Here is a 21,785-nt window from a genome sequence, read left to right on the forward strand (position 1 = left end):
CTTGTGGACGGGGTCGCATCAAGAGGTACTCTCATCGCCCAGGTGATCGCAAGTCCGAGGTTTTGAATCAGGATGAGGGGGCCAGAGACTTCGTCATATAGACACGCCGAAAGCCCTTCTCCTCGGCTCGATGCGTTTCTACAAACCCAAGACGTTTATAGAGACCAATGTTTTCCGTCATAGCCTCGTTCGTATAGAGCCGGATGGCTCTGAACCCGCGTTCGACGGAAAGCTTTTCCGCAAAAGCGATTAGCTCACGCCCATATCCCCGCCCCTGCATATCCGGATCGACGGCCACATTATCGAGAAGCATGACTTCGCCCTCTGGAAGAAGAACAAGCATGCCAACGAGTTTATTCTCGCTGACGAGGACATAGACGCACTGATTCTCGATTAACGTAGAATAGTCGTCGCTCATCGGTCCGGGCTTTTGCCCGATGAGCGAGATATACCGTGTATAGGCGGCCCGGACGATCGCTTCGACAGCGGCAAGATCTATGGGATATGCGAGGCGAATATTCTGCATCGTCCATGCCAAGCGAGATATCGGCTGATGTTTACCGCCTCAGTAATCCGCCCAGGGTTCCGCGCACGATGGCGCGGCCGATGGAGCTGCCCTGACGGCCGCCGATGGACTTGCCGATCTCGGCGGCCAAGTTCCCCACCGTCTGATTGACGATGGTGCGTGTGACCTCACGGGTCACCCGCTGCGTCACGGTCATCGAGCCCTTGCGCGCGCCGGTCGTTCCGAAGAGGCCGCCGAGCATGTCGAGGATGCCGCCACCTCCTTCCGCCGCCTTGGCCTCGACGGCCGCCTGCTCGGCCCGCTTGGCAAGCATCTCATAGGCGGATTCCGGATCGACCGGCTGGTCGTATTTGCCTCTCATGGGGCTCGACGCGATGATCTGTTGCCTCTCGGTGAGCTCGATCGGCCCGACCTGCGCCATCGGCGGAGCGATCAGCGTGCGCTCCACCATGGACGGCGCGCCCTTGCCTTCCAGCGTCGAGACCAGGGCCTCGCCGACACCGAGTTCGGTGATGGCCTTCTCCGTATCGAAGGCCGGATTCTGACGGAAGGTCTGTGCCGCCACGCGCACGGCCTTCTGCTCGCGCGGGGTATAGGCGCGCAACGCATGCTGCACCCGGTTGCCGAGCTGCGCCAGCACGCTCTCGGGCACATCGACCGGGTTCTGCGTGATGAAATAGATGCCGACGCCTTTCGAACGGATCAGGCGAACCACGCGCTCGACCGTCTCGACGAGAGCCTTCGGCGCATCGTTGAAGAGGAGGTGCGCCTCGTCGAAGAAGAAGACGAGCTTGGGTTGATCGACATCGCCGACTTCCGGCAGTTCCTCGAACAATTCGGACATCAGCCACAGGAGGAAAGTGGCGTAGAGACGCGGGTTGCTCATGAGCTTGTCCGCAGCGAGAATATTGACGACGCCGCGTCCGTCGCGATCCGTGCGCATCAGATCCTTGATGTCGAGCGCCGGCTCGCCGAGGAACTCGTCGCCCTGCTGGTTTTCCAGCACGAGGAGCTGCCGCTGGATCGTGCCGATGGTGGCCTTCGACACATTGCCGTAGGCGGTTGTCAGTTCACCTGCATTATCGGCGATGAGCTGCAGCAGCGCCCGGAGATCCTTCAGATCGAGCAGCAGCAATCCCTGCTCGTCGGCGATGCGGAAGGCGATGTTGAGCACGCCCTCCTGCGTGTCATTGAGGTCGAGCAGGCGGGAGAGAAGCAGCGGCCCCATCTCGGAAATGGTCGCCCGCACGCGATGGCCCTGTTCGCCGAACAGGTCCCAGAACACCACCGGAAATTTATCGGGCACGTAGTCGATGCCGATTTCCTTGGCGCGTTTGACCAGGGGCTCCTTGCCGTTGCCGGGAGCCGCCATGCCGGAGAGATCGCCCTTGATGTCCGCAGCAAAAACCGGGACGCCCGCGTTGGAAAATCCTTCGGCCAGCACCTGGAGCGAAACGGTCTTGCCCGTGCCCGTAGCGCCCGTCACCAGGCCGTGGCGATTGGCCAGCCTCAGATCCAGATATTCCGGCTTGGTGCTCTTGCCGATGAAGATCTTTCCGTCTTGAAGCATTGCGTCTCTCCAGAATCTGTCCATGGATCTTAGAAGCGTTGCCGCGAGTTTTCACTCTCGGATTTCTTGATTTGATGGTTTATATGTGAACCATCAACACCATTCCAGTTTCAGGAGAATCAGATGGAAGAGCTCATCGCCCGCGTGACGCAGAAGACCGGCCTCGAACAGGCAACCGCCCGCAAGGCCATCGGCATCATTCTGGGCTATCTCCAGAAGGAAGGACCGCAGGCTGAGGTCAATCAGCTGATCGCGGCCCTACCGGGTGCTCAGGAAGCGATCAAGGAATCGAAGAGCGGCGGCAGCGGTGGTGGCCTCATGGGCATGATGGGCTCCATGGGCGGCGGCGTGATGGCGCTCGGCGGCCAACTCATGGGCATCGGCGTCTCCATGGGCCAGATGCAGCCGCTGGGCAAGGAACTCTTCGCCTATGGCCGCGAGAAGGCGGGCGAGGACGTAATGGGCCCCATTGTCGGCTCAATCCCCGGCCTCTCGCAGTTCGTTTAAGCGTTTCGGCGTCACAACTCGTCATCCCGGGGCTGCACAGCAGAACCCGGGATCGTTCCCAGAGATCTGCGCTTGATTCTGCCAACGATCCCGGATCTCCGCTGCGCTTCGTCCGGGATGACACCGGCTTCTCGTTCCTTAGAGGCATTCCCACCACCTCCTCGTCCCGGTATTGTCCGGCGCAACTCGCGCTGCCCTCCTCCCGATGAGGATACCCATGGACGATCTGCCCCTTGCCACCGACTTCCCGCTAGCAACCCGCGAGCAATGGCTCAAGCTCGTCGAAGGCGTACTGAAGGGCGCGGACTTCCAGAAGAAGCTTGTCTCACGCAGCCATGACGGCATCGCCATCCAGCCGCTCTATCCGAAAGCGGAAGGATCCACGCCGATTGCGCGCGAGCAGGCCGGACGCTGGCGGGTGTCGCAGCGGATCGACCATCCCGATCAGCAAAAGGCGAACGAACTCGCCCTGCTCGATCTCGAAGGCGGTGCGGATGCGCTGACGCTGGTGACCCATAAGGCTCCGGCCGCGCGGGGCTTCGGTGTGCGGATCGACAGCCTCGACGAGCTCGACCGGGCGCTGTCGGGTGTGATGCTCGATCTCATCCACCTGCGCATCGATGCCGGCGTCCATGGCCGGCAGATGGCGGCGCTGATCCTCGCCTTGGCCGAGCGGCGCGGCCACAAGCTGTCCGAGCTCTCCGCCGATCTCGGCCTCGATCCCATTGGCGCCATGGCCGCTCAAGGGCGGATGTCGGCCTCCTGGGATGCTATGGCCCAACGCATGGGCGACACGCTTGAGCATCTGACGGCTCAAGGCTTTGCCGGCCGCGCCTTCCTGGCCGATGGACGGGTCTATCACGAGGCCGGCGCCAGCGAGGCGCAGGAGCTTGCCGCCGTGCTGGCAACCGGTGTCGGCTACCTGCGAGCGCTCGAGGCGCGGGGCCATGCGCTCGACGCCGCCCGCCGAGCGCTCTCTTTCCTGCTCGTGGCCGATGCGGACGAGTTTCTCACCGTCGCCAAGCTGCGCGCCCTGCGTCGTCTCTGGGCGCGGATCGAGCAGGCCTGCGGCCTGGAGCCGAGCCCGATCCGCCTGCATGCGGAAACCGCCTGGCGCATGACCACAAGGCGCGATCCGTGGGTGAACATGCTGCGCACCACGGTGGCCGCTTTCTCGGCCGGGATCGGCGGGGCGGATACGATCACGGTGCTGCCCTTCACCGTCGCGCTCGGCCTGCCCGATGCCTTCGCCCGCCGGATCGCACGCAATACGCAGCTGATCCTGCTCGATGAATCGAACCTCGCCCGCGTCGCCGATCCGGCAGCGGGCGCTGGTGGGTTCGAAGCGCTCACCGAGGCGCTGTGCGAAAAGGCATGGTCGCTGTTCCAGGAGATCGAGCGTGAAGGTGGCATTCTGGAGAGCCTGAAGAGCGACAAGCTTCAGGCCGGCATCGCCGCCGTGCAAGCCCAGCGGGAGAAGGCCGCCGCCACCCGCAAGGAGCCGATCACCGGCACCAGCGAGTTCCCGAACATCAATGAGGCGGATGTCACGGTCCTACTGCCGATGTCCGAGACCGAGAAAAGCGCAGCTTCCTCGCCATCGCCTTCATCCCCGGCCTCTGCAGAAACGTCTTTTGCCACACTCGTGCAGATGGCCGGACAAGGCGCAACCCTGCCCCAACTCGCTAACGCTGCCTCCGGCCCTTCGCCGGTCTCCATCGCGCCCCTGCCCTCCATCCGGACGGCCGAACATTTCGAGCGCCTGCGCGATCTCTCCGATGCCTATCAGGCCAAGACCGGCGAGCGCCCCAAGGTCTTTCTCGCCAATCTGGGGCCGATTTCCGCCTTCACGGCCCGCGCCACCTTCGCCAAGAATTTCTTCGAGGCCGGCGGAATAGAAGCCATCATGAACGATGGTTTCTCTGACAATGACAAGCTTCAGCGAGCCTATCTGGCAAGCAAAGCCAAGCTGTCCTGCATCTGCTCGACGGATGAAATTTATGAAAAACACGCTCTTGATGCCGCAGAAACCTTGCGTTCCGCGGGATCGAAACTCATCTACCTCGCAGGGCGCCCGGGCGAACGCGAAAATGAGCTGACCCGCGCCGGCATCACCAACTTTATTTTTGCTGGGTGCGACACCCTCAAGGTTCTGAGCCAGGCTCTCGACGAGTCCTGCGCCTAGATCTGTGAGGCTCCTCCTGGCCAATGACCGGAGAGGAGCACGGTTTTGACTTTCACGAAGCAATTGGCTGTGGCCCTGGGCCTCGGCACTATCCTGGTCGGCAGCGCCGTTGCTGCTCCCGCCAGCAGTCACGACGGTACCTGGAGCGTGCGGATGGTGACGGATTCCGGTGTCTGCGACAGCAGTTACAATTATTCCATCGCCATCGAGAACGGGAATGTGCGCTATCTGCTCAATCCCGGCGATTCTCCGACCACTGTGTCGGGTCGGATCGGCTCGGACGGCGCGGTTGATCTCGATATCCGCCGAAGCATTGCCAAGGTGGATGCCAATGGACGCCTCAACGGCAAAGTCGGATCTGGAACTTGGCAACTTGCCATGCTCGGCTGTTCCGGACGCTGGACGGCGCAGAAGCGCTCTCGCGACGTCTGATTATCCCTTCATTGATGCTCCAAAAGCCGCTGCATCCGTCGATGCAGCGGCTTTTTCATGGTTCACACAAAGCTGAAAGACAAAGCAGGAACTCGCCCGGAAACCTCACGTTGGTTCAGCCCATTCTTAATGTTTTGGAGCGTTCCATGCGTGTGATGTCCTGGCTTGGCGCAGCCGTTGTTATGTCGTCGCTTGTTGCTTCCCACGCCCAAGCACAGACAAACCGGTTCGATGGCAACTGGAGCGTGGAAGTCGTCACCGAGCAAGGCGCCTGCGACCGAGCCTATCGTTACGCGGTCGTCGTCCAGAACGGCCGCGCCCGCTACGGCGGGCCGGAGAACTTCAACGTGAACGGCCAAGTCAGACCGAACGGCTCCGTCTCCGCCAGCATCTCCCGCGGTCAGGACCGGGCCAATGTCTCCGGCCGGCTGTCGGGGAATATGGGTCGCGGCACCTGGTCGACCTCGGGCGGTCGGGTCTGCTCGGGTTATTGGAATGCTGAGAAGCGCGGGTGATGAGTTGCAGTGTCATTCCCGGCCGGAAAGTAGCGGAGGGGGAGGGAATCCATAGCACCGCGCCTGATCGTGGACCTCCTTCCCTCGCCTTCGGCTCGCCGGGGATGGCATCGCAGGCAGCCCCTACCATGCTCCGATAGCATCCCGGTGCCGGATGTCCTAAAATGAAGCTGTTCACATTGTTTCATTCGTCAAGGGCATCCGTTCCAAGGCCATGACCAGCATCCCGGACTTTTCGAGCGTCGCTTTCATGGACGCTCCCCTGGCATCCTCCTCGCAGCCTGCCTCCGAGCCCTGGCTGACGCCGGAGGGCATCGCGGTCAAGGGAGCCTATGGCCCTGAGGATCGCGTCGGGCTCGATTTCCTCGATACCTATCCGGGCCTCGCGCCGTTCCTGCGCGGTCCCTACCCCACCATGTATGTCAACCAGCCCTGGACCGTGCGCCAGTACGCCGGCTTCTCCACGGCTGAGGATTCCAACGCCTTCTACCGCCGCAACCTTGCGGCCGGCCAGAAGGGTCTCTCGGTCGCCTTCGACCTCGCGACCCATCGCGGCTACGATTCCGATCATCCGCGCGTGGCGGGCGATGTCGGCATGGCGGGTGTTGCCATCGATTCCATCTACGACATGCGCACGCTGTTCGCCGGCATTCCGCTCGACCAGATGAGCGTGTCGATGACCATGAACGGCGCGGTTCTGCCGGTGCTCGCCCTCTACATCGTCGCGGCGGAAGAACAGGGCGTGCCGCCGCAAAAGCTCTCCGGCACGATCCAGAACGACATCCTGAAAGAGTTCATGGTGCGCAACACCTATATCTACCCGCCGAAAGGGTCGATGCGCATCATCTCGGACATCTTCGGCTATACGTCGCAGAACATGCCGAAGTTCAACTCGATCTCGATCTCCGGCTACCACATGCAGGAGGCCGGCGCGACGCAGGATCTCGAACTGGCCTATACCCTCGCGGACGGTGTCGAATACATCCGCGCCGGCATCGCGGCGGGGCTGACCATCGACCGGTTCGCGCCGCGCCTGTCGTTCTTCTGGGCGGTCGGCATGAACTTCTTCATGGAAGTGGCCAAGATGCGTGCCGCGCGCCTCATCTGGGCCAAGCTCGTGAAGGGTTTCAATCCGCAGAGCGAGAAGTCGCTTCCCTTACGCACGCACTCACAGACCTCGGGCTGGTCGCTCACCGCGCAGGACGTGTTCAACAACGTCACCCGTACCTGCATCGAGGCGATGGCGGCAACGCAAGGCCACACGCAATCGCTGCACACCAACGCGCTCGACGAGGCGCTGGCACTGCCGACCGACTTCTCGGCCCGCATCGCGCGCAACACGCAGCTTTTCCTGCAGCAGGAAAGCGGCACGACGCGCATCATCGATCCCTGGGGCGGCTCCTATTATGTCGAGCGCCTCACCTATGAGCTCGCGCAGAAGGCCTGGGCGCATATCCAGGAGGTCGAGGAACTGGGCGGCATGGCGAAGGCCATCGAAGCCGGCATTCCGAAGCTGAAGATCGAGGAGGCTGCCGCCCGCACGCAGGCCCGCATCGATTCCGGCCATCAGAAGATCGTCGGCGTCAACGCCTTCCGCACGACGGATGAAGCCTCCATCGACATTCTGAAAGTCGACAACGTCGCCGTGCGCACAAGCCAGATCGAGAAGCTCAATCGTCTCAAAGCCGAACGCAATCAGACCGATGTGGAGGCCGCTCTCAACGCCCTGTCACAGGTGGCCGCGTCCGGCGAAGGCAACTTGCTCGATCTGGCCGTGAAGGCAGCCCGCGCCAAGGCGACAGTCGGCGAGATTTCCGACGCGCTGGAACAAGTCTGGGGCCGCCACCGGGCCGAGATCAAGTCGATCTCGGGCGTGTACAAGCGGGAGATAGGCGTGACGTCGCCAGCCATAGAGAAAGTCCGCCATCTGGTGGAAGAGTTCGAGCATGACGACGGTCGCCGTCCGCGCATTCTCGTCGCCAAGATGGGCCAGGATGGGCACGATCGCGGCCAGAAGGTGATCGCCTCCGCCTTTGCCGATCTCGGCTTCGACGTGGATATCGGCCCGCTCTTCGCGACACCGGCGGAGGCGGCCCGTCAGGCGATTGAGAACGATGTACATATCATCGGCGTGTCGTCGCTGGCGGCAGGCCACCTGACGCTGGTGCCGGAGCTGAAAGCCGAACTCGCCAAATACGATCGCGCGGACATCATGATCGTGGTCGGCGGCGTGATCCCGCCGCAGGATTTCGACGCGCTTTACGAAGCCGGCGCCTCGGCGATCTTCCCGCCCGGCACCGTGATCGCGGACGCGGCGGTGAACCTGATCGGAGACTTGAACAAACGGCTCGGATACGGCCCGAAGCAGGCGGCAGAGTAACGGCGATCTTTAAGACCGCTCGATCGCCCGTTTGATCACCTGCTGCACTTCCTTGTTCGTCAGGAAGAGATCGTGATTGATGATGCCGCCGCCGAACTCGGAGGCGTCGGCCACGCGCACGCCCAACGATTCCAGCCGCTCGCGATCCGCCGCTCCGGCCCGGATGATGCCGCCCGCAAGACGACTTGAGACGGCGAGCGCCCGGTCATTGGTGGAACTGATGACGGTGATCTTCTTCGCATCCGGACCCAGACGCTCCAAGCCGCGGGCGAAAAGGTCGATATCGATGTCAGGAGCTGCCAACACCACGGCACCGATGCGCTCCATGGCGTTCTCGCCGCCGGAGGCGCGCAGCATCCTTAAGGTCTCCAACGTCAGCAGCGTGCCCATGCTGTGGGCGACGATGTGGATGCGCCCGCCGCTCGGGGTCTTGGCGATGGCGGTGAGCAGGTCCTCCAAGGCATCGCGGGACCACATGGCGCTTTCGCGGTCGGCGACGTAGCTGAAGGTCGAGGCCGCCGACGGCCAGGTGAACAGACCCGTCACACCGCCGAACTTGATGCCCTCCGAGAGATCGACGGTCGAGGTCGCCGCCGTCTCGAAGCTTTCCTTGTAGCCGTGAATGTAGAGCAGCAGGTTGTGTCCGAAGGCCGCCTGGGCAAAAGCCTGCGCCGCATTGCTGCGATCCACCGAATCGACCTTGGCGATGCTCCAGCCGCTGGTCCCGATGAGAGAATCGGATGGCGGCTTCAGGCGCGCTTCCGCGAAGACCAGATCCGCGGAGCGTTCGCTGCTGAACCAGGGCCTCTTCGGCGGATCGCCCACCGGGAGCCGCGTGGTCGCAACCAGAAGCTTTGGATCTCTTGCCAACCCGACCTGCGACGAGATCGGGCTTGTGAGGGCCGTTTCCTCTCCGAGGCAACCGGACAGGGCAAGGCTGGCAAGGCACACGAGAGCAAGACGGGAAACGGGGAAGAGCATGAGGCCGGATTTCAAGAGACAATGAGGCAGTGCTGTTTTGTCCGCGATCATGGCATGCGCAAGGCAGAGGTCGCCTCAATCGGAAATATGGTAACTCAATGGTGAACGAGGGCGTCGGCCCGTCGCCTTGATGCTCTGAGGGAGCGCACGTACCGTGCCGTGATGCTTGCCTTTTTGTCCCGCATTTTCCTTGTCATCGTCGGCCTTTTTCTCCTGCCTCTCGGGACCCATGCGCTCTGGTGGACCATGCGCGACGATATCGCGCCGAGCTGGCGCGCGGCCGACTGGACCAGTGCGAAACTCCTGCCGGCGATCACCGAAGCGCCTCAGGCCCTCGTGGCGATCTACGCGGCGCGCGTCGGCCGCTGGCGCGGCATCTTCGCCCACCACACCTGGGTCGTGGTGAAGGAAGCCGGCGCCACCACCTATACCCGCTACGACAAAGTCGGTTGGGGCAGCCCGGTCCGCACCAACGGCTGGGCGCCGGATGGCCGTTGGTTCGGCAATGCGCCGCACCCTGTCGTCGTGATCGAGGGCGAAGCAGCGGAACGGCTGATCCCACAGGTACGTCAGGCAGTGGCGAGCTATCCCTACCAGTCCTTCGGCGCCTACAATGCCTGGCCCGGTCCAAACTCGAACACCTTCGTGGCCCATGTCATGCGCTCGGTTCCCGAACTCGGCGCGGCTCTGCCGCCCACGGCCCTCGGGAAGGACTGGCAGCCCTGGCGGGACATCGTCGGCCTGACCCCAAGCCGCACCGGAATCCAAGTTTCGCTCGGCGGCTATGCCGGCATCGCGCTCGGCTGGGTCGAGGGGATCGAGATCGACTTCATGGGCCTCGTGGCCGGCATCGATATCCGCCGCCCCGCCATCAAGATTCCCGCCTGGGGACGAATCGGCATGGATCCGATCATCTGGTGATGCATTGATGAGCGCATCGTTCGGGAGAAAGCTCCGGCGCTCCATCGATCTGTTTATCGAAAGTCAGCACCTCTGTTCATTTGCATGCGCGACAGTCATCTTCGATCTGAGCAACGAACGAGGAGGATTGGATGTCGAAGGTCGGAGCACGGTTGAAGGAACTTGGATTGGCCCTGCCGCCCCCCGTGCAGGTTCCTCCCAGCGTAGTCTTGCCCTTCCCCTGGGTGAATGTGCGAGGCGACCGCGCCTTGATATCGGGGCATGGCCCTCAGGAACCGGACGGTCGCCTTGCTGGTCCTTTCGGAGCTGTGGGAGATCAGGTCTCGATCGAGCAGGGACGAGAAATCGCCAGGAAGGTGGGCCTGTCGATGCTCGGGAGCCTTCAGCGCGAGTTGGGCGACCTCGATCGGATCACCGGCTGGTACCGGGTGTTTGGCATGGTGAACTGCGTGCATGGCTTTGATAAGCCGCCGGCTGTGATCAATGGCTTTTCAGAACTGATTCTCGACGTGTTCGGACCCGAGATCGGACGGCACTCCCGCTCAGCCATCGGCGTCGCAGGTCTTCCCTTCAACTTCGCCGTCGAAGTTGAAGCGGAGGTGATGATCCGCCATTAGCGACGCTGGCTTCCCTTTTGACTGCAGCGAAAGCAATGGACACCAGAGGGGTCAAAATCCGTATCCACTTTTCCGTACGATGCGCTAAAGCTCTCACATGACCGGGGGCTCACCAAGAACGGCTGTGACGACGGAGATGGTCGCGAAAGGCGACCGGGCTGCGCTTGCGCGTGCCATCACTCTCATGGAATCGCGCCGCCCGGATCATCGCGAGGCGGCGCGTGCGCTCCTTCAGGAGTTGATGTCCCACACGGGCCATGCGGTGCGTATCGGCATCACCGGTGTTCCGGGCGTCGGCAAATCCACCACCATCGACACACTGGGCTCCATGCTCACCGAGAAGGGGCACAAGGTCGCCGTGCTCGCAGTGGATCCTTCCTCCACCCGCACCGGCGGCGCGATCCTCGGCGACAAGACCCGGATGGCGCGGCTTGCGACGGACCCGAATGCTTTCATCCGCCCCTCCCCCTCCTCCGGCACGCTTGGCGGCGTCGCGGCGAAGACGCGGGAGACCATGCTGCTCTGCGAGGCCGCCGGCTTCGACGTCATCCTGGTGGAAACGGTAGGCGTCGGCCAATCGGAGACCGCCGTCGCGGACCTGACCGACTTCTTCCTCGTCCTCATGCTGCCGGGCGCGGGCGACGAGCTGCAGGGCATCAAGAAAGGCATTCTCGAACTCGCCGACCTGATCGCCGTCAACAAGGCCGACGACGCGAGCGCAAAGGCGAAGGCCGCCGCGGCCGAATACAAGGCCGCTCTTCATATTCTGGCGCCCGCCTCTGCGACCTGGACGCCCCCCGTGCTCACGATCTCAGGGCTCACCGGGCAAGGCCTCGACGAGCTCTGGACCAAGGTCCTGGATCATCGCAAGCGCCTGGAAGCGACGGGAGAGCTTGCCGCCAAGCGCCGGGCGCAGGATACGAAATGGATGTGGGCCCTCGTCCACGAACGCCTGCACGAGCGTCTTCATCACGACCCGGCACTGCGTCAGCGCGTGCCGGAGATCGAAAAGGCCATCGCGAACGGCACCCTGTCGCCGAATGCCGGGGCGAGCGAGATCGTAAAGCTGCTAAGGATATAGCGGAAAGCCCTGTCGGCATTATCCGGAATTCCACCTGATCTCGGTCGGGAAATCCGCTTCTATCGGCAGGGAACGACTGTCAGCCACGAAGAGAGCGAACCGCGTCGTGATCGATAGGCTGCATCAACTGCCCCTTCCCCTGGGCGCCGTGATCGTTTGCCTTGTCTTCGTCGTGCCGACGCTGATCGGCTCGGCGCTGCTGCAGCCTGCCGTCGGGCGCCTGCTGCGGGGCGAACGAGACCCGAACATGGTCGTCGGCCTGCTCCTGAATTCCTTCACGCTCTATTACGGCGTTCTCCTGGCGCTGCTGTCCATCGCGGTCTTCGATAATTACGGCAAGGCGCAGGATGCGGTGGCGCGTGAGGCGTCCAGCGTCATCGCGCTCTACCGCACCTTCAGCGGTTATCCGGAACCGATCCGCACCGCCATGTCGGATACGCTGCGCCAATATGTGGACGAGGAGATCGGACCGGGCTGGGCTTCCCAGCGCAGCAATCGGGCCTCCACACGCGGAACGCTGCTGGTCGATCAATTGAGCCGCCAGCTCCTCGACTTCAAGCCCAATCGGGATGCTGCCGAGGATTTCATCCATCAGGCAGCTCTGCGGATCTTCGAGGATTTCATCGAACAGCGCCGCCTGCGCATTCAGGCGGCGGGGACCAGCATTCCAAAGGTGATCTGGGCGGTCGTCATCGTCGGCGCCGGCCTGAATGTCTTCATTCTATGGCTGTTCGACCTGAAACGATCGACTCATTTCATTCTCGGCGGCGTGCTGATGATCTTCGTCGGCCTGGTCGTCTATATGGTCAGCGTCCTCGACCGGCCATTCCATGGCGCGCACGGCCTTCAGCCGGACGACCTCGCCCATGCCCGCCAGCAGATGAACCCGCGACCGTAAGGCAGCCTTAGGCTGCACCCTTGATCTCCGGCGTGACCCTAATCTGGCCGACTTCGATCCCGTTCCAGTTCTTCAGCACCGGCTGGGCCAAGGCCTCGACGGCCTTGCGCTCCTCGGCACTCAGGGTGAGGAAGCGCAGGACGAGCCCGGCCATCATGGCCTCCGCCGCGCGGGCATTGCCGTCCTCGACCTTCAAGGCGACGCCATAGCCGAGTTCGGGCAGGGAGGCGCAATAGACACCCTCGGCGCCAACCTTCACGAAGGCGCGCTCGCCGAGAAGTTCCATCAGCTTGGTGTCGAAGCGGTCCGTGCCTGCCACCATGAAGGGGTGGCGCGCCACGGCCTTGCGGATCCGGGCCGCCGCGGCTTTTCCATCGCCCGGCAGGCCGCTTCCGGTGCCGAACCGGGCGAAACCGAAAGCGAGAGAGGGAAGCGGAATCGCATAGGTTGGAATGGAGCAGCCATCGATGCCGCTCTTCTCGACCGTATGGCAGGCGCCGGTGATTTCCTCCAGGGCCTCACGCACACTGCGCTGGACCGGATGGTCCGCCAGCACATAGCCTTTCGGGTTCTGGCCCTGACCGCAGGCAAGGCAGATGAAACCGGCGTGCTTGCCCGAGCAATTGTTGTGCAGGGCACTCGGGGTGCCGCCCGAGGCAGCAAGTGCCCGATTGGCGGCCTCGCCCATGGGCCAGTGTGCGCCGCATTCGAGGCAGCCGACATCCTGGCCGGCCTTGGCCAGCATGGCCTTGGCGGTTGCCGCATGCGCCGGCTCGCCCGAATGGGAGGCGCAGGCAAGCGCGATCTCTTCGTCGGTCAGGCCGTACTTGTCCGCCATGCCGCTCTCGACCAGCGGCATGGTCTGAAGCGCCTTCACGGCGGAGCGCGGAAAAACGCGCCGATCCACATCGCCGATCGACAGAACCGAGGCTCCCTCGGCATCGACCACCGAGACGCTGCCCCTGTGGCGCGACTCGACCAGGTTGCCGCGGGTAACCTCGACAAGAAAAGGATTGTCCATCAATGCCCCGTATGAAAAGCGGCGGTGTTGTGGAGGCACTTATTTGAGAAGTCAAAGGGGGCATTGTTGCAAAAGCGAGAAAAAGTGCCCCGAGATCATCCAAAGCCACGGGTTGCGGTAGGGCGGCCGCCATTCTAAACCCTGGTTTCAACCAAACAGGGAGTTCTCGATGCGTGTCGCGATGATCGGAGCGGGCTATGTCGGCCTGGTCTCCGGCGCCTGCTTTGCGGACTTTGGGCATGAGGTCTGCTGCGTCGACAAGGACCCGGCCAAGATCGAGGCTCTCAACCGGGGCGAAATCCCGATCTTCGAACCGGGCCTGGCCGAACTCGTCGCCAAGAACGTCCGCGAGGATCGCCTGACCTTCACGACCGACCTGTCGCAGGCGGTCAGGAGCGCCGAGGCGGTCTTCATCGCGGTCGGCACCCCGTCCCGCCGCGGCGACGGCCATGCTGACCTGTCCTACGTCTATCAGGCCGCCCGCGACATCGCTGCCGCTATCGACGGCTATACCGTCGTCGTGACCAAATCGACCGTGCCCGTGGGCACCGGCGACGAGGTGGAACGGATTATCCGCGAGATCCGTCCTGATGCGGATTTCGCCGTGGTGTCGAACCCGGAATTCCTGCGCGAGGGCGCGGCCATCGCCGATTTCAAACGCCCGGATCGCATCGTCGTCGGCACCGAGGACGAGCGCGCCACGGCCGTGATGACCGAGCTCTACCGCCCGCTCTATCTCAACCAGGCGCCCCTGCTCGCCATGTCCCGGCGCACGGCGGAGCTGACGAAATATGCGGCCAACGCGTTTCTGGCCACCAAGATCACCTTCATCAATGAGATCGCCGATCTCTGCGAGCAGGTGGGCGCCAATGTGCAGGACGTCGCCCGTGGCATCGGGCTCGACAACCGCATCGGCTCGAAATTCCTCCATGCCGGTCCTGGCTATGGCGGCTCCTGCTTTCCGAAGGATACGCTGGCGCTGATCAAGACGGCGCAGGATCATGCGGCGCCAATCCGCATCGTCGAGACGGTGGCGGCGGTCAACAGCCAGCGCAAGCGCGCCATGGGGCGCAAGGTGATCGCGGCCTGCGGCGGCTCCGTGCGTGGGAAGACCATCGCAGTGCTGGGCCTGACCTTCAAGCCGAATACGGACGATATGCGCGATGCACCCTCCATCGACGTGATCACGGCGCTGCAGGATGCGGGCGCCCGGGTGAAGGCCTACGATCCGGAGGGCATGGGGGCAGCCCGGTCCGTGCTCACGGACGTGGCCTACACCAAAGACGCCTATGATTGCGCCCGCGATGCGGATGCCCTGGTTCTGGTGACCGAGTGGGATACGTTCCGCGCGCTCGACCTTGCCCGTCTGAAGGCGACGCTCGCCGCCCCGGTGGTGGTCGACCTGCGCAATGTCTACCGCCCCGAAGAGATGCGCCGCCACGGCTTCACCTATGTGAGCGTCGGACGGTCCTGAGTTGTAGTGGGGAGATCGGCTTGCGCGCCGTTCGTCCCGATGCCATGAGATAGAGAGCCCCACCTGGAGCCCCCCATGCAGACCTTCTTCGTCGAGATCAAATGCAAGCTCGGCAAGACCTACGCCGTCGCGAACGCTCTTGCCGACCGGGAAATCGCGTCCGAGATCTACTCGACGGCCGGCAATTACGACATCCTCGCCAAATTCCACGTGGATGACGGAGTCGATATCGGCCATTTCATCGCCGAGAACGTGCAGGTCATCCCCGAAATCGCCGACACGCACACGATCATCACGTTCAAGGCGTTCTGAAGCCCCGGACGAATTTCAGGTGTTTCCAAGCACAGCACGGGGATTCCACCCGAGATAATATCGGGCTCCTTCAGGGAGGAGCCGATGTCATCTCATACGGATTGGCACAGGGTCTACGACTTCTGGTTCCCGGTCGATTTGTCGTGCTCCGGCATCGCGGCGCACTGGCAGATGATGGCCTGGTGGATGCGTGGCGGAGCTAATGCGGAACTGCACCAGTTCGCCCCCCTGGTTTACGCAGCCAAGGCTGGCGAGCTCGACCATTGGCTTGAGACGCCTCTCGGCCGGTTGTGCCTGATCATCGTGCTCGATCAGTTTCCGCGCGGCTTGTTCGCGGGCACGCCGGAGGCCTACTCCTCCGACCCGGTCACCTTGAGGATCGCCGAGGAGGGTTTCAGGAATGGGCATTACGAGGCCCTGACCACTCCTTACGAGAAGTTCTTCCACTTCCTTCCCCTCGCCCATGCGGAGGGTCCGGATCATCTGGAGCGGATGAGGCGCATCGTTGCCATCTCGGAGCGGGCCATTGATGAGGCTCCGGACGATCTCAAGGCGGTCTGGCAATTCTCTCTCAGTCAGGCCCAGGCCAATTTCGATATCATCTCCCGTTTCGGCCGGTTCCCGCACCGCAATCCGGTTCTCGGGCGGACCTCTACGCCGGAGGAGCTGACCTATCTCGCCAAGGGCGACTTCGTGCATACACGCTCGCTGCCGGCTTCGGCATCTTCAGCCATTAGCGCAGTTGGATGATCGGGAAAGGGCGCGCGCCCTTTCCCGAAATCGACAGCGGTCAATAACCGACCGTGAAGCGCTGGCGGGAATGGGCGGGCTTCTCCACCTCGTCGACGAGCGCGATGGCGTAATCCTCGAAGGAGATGCTGCTGCCCTGCTCGTTGGTAAGGAGCTGGTCCTTGCCGAGGCGGAAGCGGCCGGTGCGCTCTCCTGGAACGAACATTGCCGAGGGTGAGATAAACGTCCAATCGAGCTCCCTCTCCTGCCGCAGAAGATCGAGGAAGGCGGCCCCCGCCGAGGCTTCGGCCTTGTAAGCGCTCGGGAAATCCGGCGTGTCGACCAGCCTGATACCCGGCGCGACCTCGAGGCTGCCGGCGCCACCCACGACCAGATAGCGTTTCACCTGGGAGCTGCGGGCGGCTCCGATCAGCTTGCGGGGGTCGCTCTGCGTAAAATGGACCGCACTCACAGCGACGTCATGGCCAGCGAGGAGTTCAGACAGGCGTCCCTGATCGCTCACATCGCCCCTTCTGGCAGTGACATTGGCCTGGGCCGGCACCTTGTCCGGATTGCGGACGATGGCTGTAATTTCATGCCCGCGGCGTGAAAGCTCGACCAGGATCCGCGAGCCTGCGTTACCGGTGGCTCCGACGAGTGCAACTTTCATGATTGGTCTCCAACAAGTTTCTATCAGATACTAGGTGTGATAAAGCCTTATTAGTGTAAAGAAGGCACTTTCAGATCACTTGGTTACCTAGGAGATACCGGCATGAACGTACCCAATCCTTATGCCGCCGCCTGCCCGACACGCCTCGTGCTCGACCGCGTTGCGGACAAATGGACGGTGCTGATCCTGGGGCTGCTGGCGAAAGGGCCGATGCGGTTCAACCAGTTGCGCCGCCAGATTGAGGGCCTGTCGCAGAAAATGCTCTCGCAGACTCTCAAAAGCCTCGAGCGAGATGGCTTGATCGGCCGCAGGGCCTTTCCGACCGTGCCGGTCACGGTCGAATACAGCATCACGCCGCTCGGCCAGACCCTTACCTCGACGGTAGACGCCCTAAGAATTTGGGCGGAGACGCATATCGGAGAGGTCATCGATGCGCAAAAGCGCTACGACACGGCGGCGTAAACCGAGAACGGCGGGATCGAACAGAGACGTTTCTCGAAGGCTTGGCGCATCGTGCGGAAAATGGCCCCGGTTTTCACTGGCGTGGCCCTTCGGCTAGCTTCAGGCTCCCGCCTTTATTGCACTAGCGGGGCAGCCTCGGCCGTCCGCTCAGGCCGACGGGTGATCTCTGCGAGATAGGGACCGATACTCTCATAGCGGTCGAGACGGCGGACGATCTTCGAGTCGATCTTGTCGTAGAGTTCGGCCACGCTGACCGAGCGGCGCTTGCGGCCCTTCCCTTCCATGAACAGACCGGCATTGGCCTTGGCCGCCTTCGGGAAGAGCTTGGAGGCCTTCATATTCGGGTCCTGATCGAGGACTTCGAGGAAGCGAACGGCGCTGGATGCACCCAGGAAATGAGCCAAGTAGAGTTCTGCCTCGGCCAGCTCGCGCTCGCCCTCGGCCTGCAGGGCGCGCTCCACGTCCTTGATCAGCTCGCCAGCCATGAGAGCCGAGAAATAGGGATCCGTCCGCAGGCTCATGATCCATTCCCGGTGCTTGACATCCACCTCCAGCTCGCCGTTGACGTAGCCGATTGCCTCCGCTGCCGCGCCGAACCCGTAGTCGGCGGCATGGGCATAGACGGTCTCGATCCAGGTGCTGTCGATGAACTGGAACAGCCCTTGGGCGGATGAGGTCGGGGCCTTGGCCTCCGGCGAGAGGCTCGATTCCACATCGGCCAGAGTCATCATGTAGACCGGATCTACGCCGGTCACATGGGCAGCCTTGAGAATGGAATGCACCAGCCAGCGCGGCACATTGCGGCCGTTGAACGGGATCAGTTCGTCCGGATCGCCGGCCACTTCCTCCGGCAACGTTTCGGGCGCCGGCTTCACGGCCCGCGGCTTCACGAAGGAGAACGCTCCCTCGAGGATGGCTTGGAAAAGCCCCGGCTCCTTTCCGAGCTTCGGCGTGAAATCCATGGAGGCCATGACGACCGGCTTCACCATGGGAGCGGTAACGGGTCTTGCCAACAGAGCGCTTGGGAGGGTCGCGACGGCGGCGGGGCCTGCCGTCAGGCCTTGAAGGCCCACAATCAGGCCCGCGACCAAGGTCAAGTGAAGGAAACGGCGGTAGCTAACATTCTTGCGCTCATCCGCAACGGGCTGCGGAACCGCGCAAAGCAGCGTTCTCGCGTTACTCATCATCACTTATCCCGCAACAGCCCGACCTGACGGTCGGGCCTTCCCTTGTGTCATTCTAAGACAAGGGTTGACGGGTAGTTGTGACGAGAATCGGTCAGCTTGACCATAAGAGGTAGGATTTCGCTAACCTTACCGGCATTTTCCCCGAAAAATTCTCAGGGTTTGCCTGGAAATTTAGGATGAGGACTGTGCGACAAGCTGTGCGTTCGTCCGCTCAAGGCGCTTCGCCAGTTCCCGCATGATCGCCAGGGACATCTGCGGGAATTGGGCGAGAAGCTCGAGGAAGACTCGCTTGTCGATTCTCAGAGCCGTGGTCGGCTCAGCTGCCATGATTGTGGCGGAACGGGGCGTGTCCGAGAGAATGCCCATCTCGCCGACGAGGGCATTGCTCCCGAGTTCGGCCACCTGGATGTCCCCTCCCGGGGTATTGAGGAGCACGCTCGCCCGTCCGTCGAGGATCACGTAGGCGGCGTCGGATGGATCCCCTTGCGAAAAGAAGCGCTGCCCGCCGGAAAACTGCACCCGCTCGCTCGTGAAGGCGAGAAGCTTCAGGCGGGCTGGATCCACATCCCGGAACATCGGGACCTGCCGCAAGGACTGAACCTCGGTTTCAAGGGTCATGCCACCTCTCCTGTTATCTTTTGGGCGGTATCCAGTTCAGGTCTGGCGGGCCTGAGAGCCGGAGCGGCCGTCTTTTCCGTGATGATCTGTCCGTCGCGGAAGCGCAACTGAACATCGAAAGCGCCTGCCTGTCGATCATTCGGAAGGACCATGAACAGGCTTTGTTGATCGAGAAGCCCCAGCAGCAATTCAAGCAATTGATGACCGCGCGCTTCTTCGAACGGCGCAAGCGCCCCATCGATGACGAGAACGTCCGGGCGCTTCACGAGGCAGCGCACGAGACTTACGCTCGCCCTCTCCTGCGGCGTCAGGAGCCGGCCCGCCGTGCCGACCTGATAATCGAGGCCGATGCGCTCGATATCCTCCAGCAGGTCGAGTTCCCGCACCACCGTCGCAACCGCCTCCGCGACCCGAATACGGGCATTGGCGACCTGATAGCTGACGCGCCCGAACAGAAGGTTGTCCCGCAGGGGAGCGGCGGCGCAGAAGCGCTCAGGATCGAGAAACTCCACACCCTCGGAGGCAGACTTGGCGAGCACCTCCCGAACGAGGCCGCGAGCCTCTACGATCCGGGCCATCAGCCTGCCGTCGAGAAGACCGAGGCGGTGCCGGGCTTCGATATAGGCCAGAGGCAGGGCCAGAAGTCGTGTCCGGTCCTCCCGCCTCAGACTGCCCTCGCCCCGGGCATGCCGGCGCAGAATGACCTCGAAGTCCCGCAGTTCCTCGGCGCCGATGAAGGAAAACTGCTCGAACAGCGAATGGCCGGGGGGCAGTCCCTCGAAGATTTCGGTCATGGTCTCGGCGATCTGCAGGCCCATGCGGACCAGATCGTCGGTCAGCCCCGCCCTGTCGATGGCGCTGCGGAACCGGTTGTTCTCTGCCAGATTGCGCCCCTTGAACTCGTCCGAGATCGGCACACCGAAGAGAAGATTCTCGGCAATGGTGGCCTGACTGTTGTAGCGCGCAGGATCGAAGGGCTCGACCAGATCGGCCATGCCGTTCGACTGGAACGTTTCACGCAGGCGCCGCCTTGCTTCGACCATACGCTCTGCAAGAGCCATGTGGCGTTCGGGGTCGATCCTGCCCGCCAAGCCGAACAGGTAGATCGTGTCCCCCATGCCGATGCGGTCCAGGAGATCGAGGAGAATGCGATCGAGATCGCTTTCATTCCTTGCCCCGACCCGCTCGTAATCGACCCATCGATCTCCGATGCTCTCAATCGGATTGCCGGTTCTGATCGCCTCGGCGATTCGGCGGTCCATTTCCCGCCTTTCCTCCTCCGTTTTGCCGAGAGGTTTGGAGCGCAGGCCATAGACGAGATTGTCGCGGATGCTGCCGGGAAAGAGAATGGGATCGACCCCCGCATAGGCGATCCTGCGCCCGACCACAGATCCGGGAAGCTGCATCAGATCGCGCTCGCCGATGCGGATCTGGCCGCTGAACTCCGGCATGCGCCGCGCAATGATGCGCGCCAGAGAGCTCGCTGCCGCGCCACCATTGGACACCAGCGCCACACTCGCGGGCAGATCGAGCGCGAAAGCCCCTCCTTCGATGATCATGTCGCCATGGGGCCCGGCGACGCGGATGTCCTCGGCCACGAGCGGCCCGATCAGCGGTGCATCCTGCTCCGCCTCCTCGCGCGCCTCGAGCAATGGCATGAGCCGCTCTTCCGCGAAATGCTGGGTGACCTGATCGTACTTTACCTGAACGTCGAGACGCTGCTGGTCCCAATCGATCAACTCCTTCAAGGGCGGCGGCAGCTCGCGGTAAGCGCCGATGACGGCGACGAGCTGACCGATATCGAGGGTGCCGCGCAGGGCGAAATAGCCGCCGATGGCGTAGAAGAAGAACGGCGTCAGCTGCGCAAGGAAGTTGTTGAGCGATTTGACGAAAAATTTCCGGTTATAGATCTTGAGCCGGATGGTGAAGAGATTGAAGAGCCTGTGTCCAATCTCCGCTCGTTCCCAATTGGAAGCATTGTGAACCTGAACGACCTCAATGCCGTCCTGGACCTCGGCAATGCGCCCTGCCAACTGACGGGACGCGATCTGCCGCTGTTTTCCCAGGCGAAGCAGCTCTCGCCGCAGCCGCGGAATGATCGTGAACTGTATGGCAATCACCGCCAGTGCGATCAGACCGAGCCAGACGTTCTGGATCATGATGAAAGCAAGCGCCGTGATGGCCTGCAGGCCGAGGAAGATCGGGGTGATGAAGGCATCCCCAATGAATCCACCGATAGGCTCGACCTCGTCCTTGATGATCGTGGCCGTCTCGGAGGATTTGACGGTGCGCAGGGCGTCCGGGGTAAAGCGCAGAACCATGGCGAACAGGTCGAAGCGCATGCGCCTCAGCATCCGCTCGCCCAGGATACCCTTGGCGACGTTGATCCAGTACTTGAACGCCCCGTTGACGACGACGAAGAACAGGAACAGGCACGAGAGACCGAAGAGCAGGCCAAGCCGGCCGACCTGGAAGCCTTCAAAGATTTCCAGGGTGCCGCCGCCCAGCCATCGCGGCAAGTTATAGCTGAGGTGAAGGAAGGGGGCCGTAGGATTGCCGTCTCTGAAAGCCTCGCCCTGGATCGCCTGGTTCACGATCTGGCGAGGCAGATCCAGGGACATGAAATAGAACGGCAGGGAAGCGAGCACAACGGCGCAGACAATCAGCTGGTCGCGCTTGGAATGTATCCAAATATACCT

General features: G+C 62.7%; 21 protein-coding genes. 13 read left to right on the forward strand and 8 right to left on the reverse strand.

Annotation, left to right across the window (positions count from 1 at the left end):
• Positions 1-67: 67 nt before the first annotated feature.
• Both JO965_RS18460 and JO965_RS18465 read right to left on the reverse strand, forming a co-directional pair.
• Positions 68-526 (reverse strand): GNAT family N-acetyltransferase, encoded by a 459-nt coding sequence (locus tag JO965_RS18460; RefSeq protein ID WP_203440477.1) that lies wholly within the window; start codon positions 524-526, stop codon positions 68-70.
• A 31-nt stretch (positions 527-557) separates the two neighbouring features.
• Positions 558-2,096, reverse strand: a complete 1,539-nt coding sequence (locus JO965_RS18465) for a helicase HerA-like domain-containing protein (protein WP_203440478.1) — start codon at positions 2,094-2,096, stop codon at positions 558-560.
• A gap of 123 nt (positions 2,097-2,219) precedes the next feature.
• Between JO965_RS18465 and JO965_RS18470 the strand changes: the two genes are divergently transcribed.
• The 5 genes from JO965_RS18470 (at position 2,220) to scpA (ending at position 8,115) form a co-directional block, all read left to right on the forward strand.
• Complete coding sequence (locus tag JO965_RS18470) at positions 2,220-2,603, forward strand: DUF2267 domain-containing protein (protein ID WP_203440479.1); 384 nt, start codon at positions 2,220-2,222, stop codon at positions 2,601-2,603.
• Between the two features lie 217 nt (positions 2,604-2,820).
• Complete coding sequence (locus JO965_RS18475; RefSeq protein ID WP_203440480.1) at positions 2,821-4,788, forward strand: methylmalonyl-CoA mutase family protein; 1,968 nt, start codon at positions 2,821-2,823, stop codon at positions 4,786-4,788.
• A 45-nt stretch (positions 4,789-4,833) separates the two neighbouring features.
• Positions 4,834-5,220: a hypothetical protein gene (locus tag JO965_RS18480; RefSeq protein ID WP_246776615.1), complete on the forward strand. Its 387-nt coding sequence runs from the start codon at positions 4,834-4,836 to the stop codon at positions 5,218-5,220.
• Between the two features lie 146 nt (positions 5,221-5,366).
• A complete protein-coding gene (locus JO965_RS18485; protein WP_203440481.1) occupies positions 5,367-5,735 on the forward strand; it encodes a hypothetical protein in 369 nt (122 codons plus the stop codon).
• Between the two features lie 214 nt (positions 5,736-5,949).
• Positions 5,950-8,115 (forward strand): methylmalonyl-CoA mutase, encoded by a 2,166-nt coding sequence (scpA, locus tag JO965_RS18490; RefSeq protein WP_203440482.1) that lies wholly within the window; start codon positions 5,950-5,952, stop codon positions 8,113-8,115.
• Positions 8,116-8,124: 9 nt separating this feature from the next.
• Here the strand turns inward: scpA and JO965_RS18495 are convergent, their stop codons facing one another.
• On the reverse strand, positions 8,125-9,096 hold the full coding sequence (locus JO965_RS18495) for an alpha/beta hydrolase (RefSeq protein ID WP_203440483.1): 972 nt from the start codon (positions 9,094-9,096) through the stop codon (positions 8,125-8,127).
• A gap of 162 nt (positions 9,097-9,258) precedes the next feature.
• Here JO965_RS18495 and JO965_RS18500 point away from each other — a divergent pair, with 162 nt between their 5' ends.
• The 4 genes from JO965_RS18500 to JO965_RS18515 all read left to right on the forward strand — a co-directional run bounded on the left by JO965_RS18500 (position 9,259) and on the right by JO965_RS18515 (position 12,613).
• A complete protein-coding gene (locus JO965_RS18500) occupies positions 9,259-10,017 on the forward strand; it encodes a DUF3750 domain-containing protein (RefSeq protein WP_203444258.1) in 759 nt (252 codons plus the stop codon).
• Positions 10,018-10,148: 131 nt separating this feature from the next.
• Positions 10,149-10,634, forward strand: a complete 486-nt coding sequence (locus JO965_RS18505; protein ID WP_203440484.1) for a RidA family protein — start codon at positions 10,149-10,151, stop codon at positions 10,632-10,634.
• 97 nt (positions 10,635-10,731) lie between these two features.
• On the forward strand, positions 10,732-11,715 hold the full coding sequence (gene meaB, locus JO965_RS18510) for a methylmalonyl Co-A mutase-associated GTPase MeaB (protein ID WP_203440485.1): 984 nt from the start codon (positions 10,732-10,734) through the stop codon (positions 11,713-11,715).
• Between the two features lie 106 nt (positions 11,716-11,821).
• A complete protein-coding gene (locus tag JO965_RS18515; RefSeq protein WP_203440486.1) occupies positions 11,822-12,613 on the forward strand; it encodes a DUF4239 domain-containing protein in 792 nt (263 codons plus the stop codon).
• Between the two features lie 7 nt (positions 12,614-12,620).
• On the opposite strand, the gene JO965_RS18520 is transcribed toward JO965_RS18515, so the two are convergent.
• The gene (locus tag JO965_RS18520; protein ID WP_203440487.1) at positions 12,621-13,634 is read right to left on the reverse strand and encodes an asparaginase; all 1,014 of its coding nucleotides are present in this window, start codon (positions 13,632-13,634) and stop codon (positions 12,621-12,623) included.
• Positions 13,635-13,803: 169 nt separating this feature from the next.
• On the opposite strand from JO965_RS18520, the gene JO965_RS18525 reads away from it, so the two are divergent.
• The 3 genes from JO965_RS18525 to JO965_RS18535 all read left to right on the forward strand — a co-directional run bounded on the left by JO965_RS18525 (position 13,804) and on the right by JO965_RS18535 (position 16,170).
• On the forward strand, positions 13,804-15,108 hold the full coding sequence (locus JO965_RS18525; protein ID WP_203440488.1) for a UDP-glucose/GDP-mannose dehydrogenase family protein: 1,305 nt from the start codon (positions 13,804-13,806) through the stop codon (positions 15,106-15,108).
• 75 nt (positions 15,109-15,183) lie between these two features.
• Positions 15,184-15,420, forward strand: coding sequence for an Lrp/AsnC ligand binding domain-containing protein (locus JO965_RS18530; RefSeq protein ID WP_009494007.1), 237 nt, complete (start codon positions 15,184-15,186; stop codon positions 15,418-15,420).
• Between the two features lie 84 nt (positions 15,421-15,504).
• The gene (locus JO965_RS18535; protein WP_203440489.1) at positions 15,505-16,170 is read left to right on the forward strand and encodes a DUF924 family protein; all 666 of its coding nucleotides are present in this window, start codon (positions 15,505-15,507) and stop codon (positions 16,168-16,170) included.
• 40 nt (positions 16,171-16,210) lie between these two features.
• Here JO965_RS18535 and JO965_RS18540 read toward each other — a convergent pair whose 3' ends face one another.
• Entirely contained in the window at positions 16,211-16,819 is a 609-nt protein-coding gene (locus tag JO965_RS18540) for an NAD(P)-dependent oxidoreductase (protein ID WP_203440490.1), read from the reverse strand.
• Positions 16,820-16,921: 102 nt separating this feature from the next.
• Here JO965_RS18540 and JO965_RS18545 point away from each other — a divergent pair, with 102 nt between their 5' ends.
• Positions 16,922-17,281: a helix-turn-helix domain-containing protein gene (locus tag JO965_RS18545; protein WP_203440491.1), complete on the forward strand. Its 360-nt coding sequence runs from the start codon at positions 16,922-16,924 to the stop codon at positions 17,279-17,281.
• A gap of 113 nt (positions 17,282-17,394) precedes the next feature.
• Here the strand turns inward: JO965_RS18545 and JO965_RS18550 are convergent, their stop codons facing one another.
• The 3 genes from JO965_RS18550 to JO965_RS18560 all read right to left on the reverse strand — a co-directional run bounded on the left by JO965_RS18550 (position 17,395) and on the right by JO965_RS18560 (position 21,707).
• Entirely contained in the window at positions 17,395-18,468 is a 1,074-nt protein-coding gene (locus tag JO965_RS18550) for a transglycosylase SLT domain-containing protein (protein ID WP_203440492.1), read from the reverse strand.
• Between the two features lie 171 nt (positions 18,469-18,639).
• Positions 18,640-19,086, reverse strand: a complete 447-nt coding sequence (locus JO965_RS18555; RefSeq protein ID WP_114947152.1) for a Crp/Fnr family transcriptional regulator — start codon at positions 19,084-19,086, stop codon at positions 18,640-18,642.
• Positions 19,083-21,707: an ABC transporter ATP-binding protein gene (locus JO965_RS18560; RefSeq protein ID WP_246776616.1), complete on the reverse strand. Its 2,625-nt coding sequence runs from the start codon at positions 21,705-21,707 to the stop codon at positions 19,083-19,085. The genes JO965_RS18555 and JO965_RS18560 overlap by 4 nt, the downstream gene beginning before the upstream one ends.
• Positions 21,708-21,785: the final 78 nt, after the last annotated feature.

The organism is Microvirga sp. VF16, assembly GCF_016864375.1.
In the GTDB taxonomy this organism is placed as follows: Bacteria; Pseudomonadota; Alphaproteobacteria; order Rhizobiales; family Beijerinckiaceae; genus Microvirga.

Coding starts and splice junctions, on each gene's coding strand:
- JO965_RS18470 (WP_203440479.1), top strand. CDS start 2,220: ATGGAAGAGCTCATCGCCCGCGTGACGCAGAAGACCGGCCTCGAACAG.
- JO965_RS18475 (WP_203440480.1), top strand. CDS start 2,821: ATGGACGATCTGCCCCTTGCCACCGACTTCCCGCTAGCAACCCGCGAG.
- meaB (WP_203440485.1), top strand. CDS start 10,732: ATGACCGGGGGCTCACCAAGAACGGCTGTGACGACGGAGATGGTCGCG.
- JO965_RS18550 (WP_203440492.1), bottom strand. CDS start 18,468: ATGATGAGTAACGCGAGAACGCTGCTTTGCGCGGTTCCGCAGCCCGTT.
- JO965_RS18535 (WP_203440489.1), top strand. CDS start 15,505: ATGTCATCTCATACGGATTGGCACAGGGTCTACGACTTCTGGTTCCCG.
- JO965_RS18495 (WP_203440483.1), bottom strand. CDS start 9,096: ATGCTCTTCCCCGTTTCCCGTCTTGCTCTCGTGTGCCTTGCCAGCCTT.
- JO965_RS18555 (WP_114947152.1), bottom strand. CDS start 19,086: ATGACCCTTGAAACCGAGGTTCAGTCCTTGCGGCAGGTCCCGATGTTC.
- JO965_RS18525 (WP_203440488.1), top strand. CDS start 13,804: ATGCGTGTCGCGATGATCGGAGCGGGCTATGTCGGCCTGGTCTCCGGC.
- JO965_RS18465 (WP_203440478.1), bottom strand. CDS start 2,096: ATGCTTCAAGACGGAAAGATCTTCATCGGCAAGAGCACCAAGCCGGAA.
- JO965_RS18520 (WP_203440487.1), bottom strand. CDS start 13,634: ATGGACAATCCTTTTCTTGTCGAGGTTACCCGCGGCAACCTGGTCGAG.
- JO965_RS18460 (WP_203440477.1), bottom strand. CDS start 526: ATGCAGAATATTCGCCTCGCATATCCCATAGATCTTGCCGCTGTCGAA.
- JO965_RS18540 (WP_203440490.1), bottom strand. CDS start 16,819: ATGAAAGTTGCACTCGTCGGAGCCACCGGTAACGCAGGCTCGCGGATC.
- JO965_RS18500 (WP_203444258.1), top strand. CDS start 9,259: ATGCTTGCCTTTTTGTCCCGCATTTTCCTTGTCATCGTCGGCCTTTTT.
- scpA (WP_203440482.1), top strand. CDS start 5,950: ATGACCAGCATCCCGGACTTTTCGAGCGTCGCTTTCATGGACGCTCCC.
- JO965_RS18560 (WP_246776616.1), bottom strand. CDS start 21,707: ATGTCCCTGGATCTGCCTCGCCAGATCGTGAACCAGGCGATCCAGGGC.
- JO965_RS18545 (WP_203440491.1), top strand. CDS start 16,922: ATGAACGTACCCAATCCTTATGCCGCCGCCTGCCCGACACGCCTCGTG.
- JO965_RS18505 (WP_203440484.1), top strand. CDS start 10,149: ATGTCGAAGGTCGGAGCACGGTTGAAGGAACTTGGATTGGCCCTGCCG.
- JO965_RS18485 (WP_203440481.1), top strand. CDS start 5,367: ATGCGTGTGATGTCCTGGCTTGGCGCAGCCGTTGTTATGTCGTCGCTT.
- JO965_RS18530 (WP_009494007.1), top strand. CDS start 15,184: ATGCAGACCTTCTTCGTCGAGATCAAATGCAAGCTCGGCAAGACCTAC.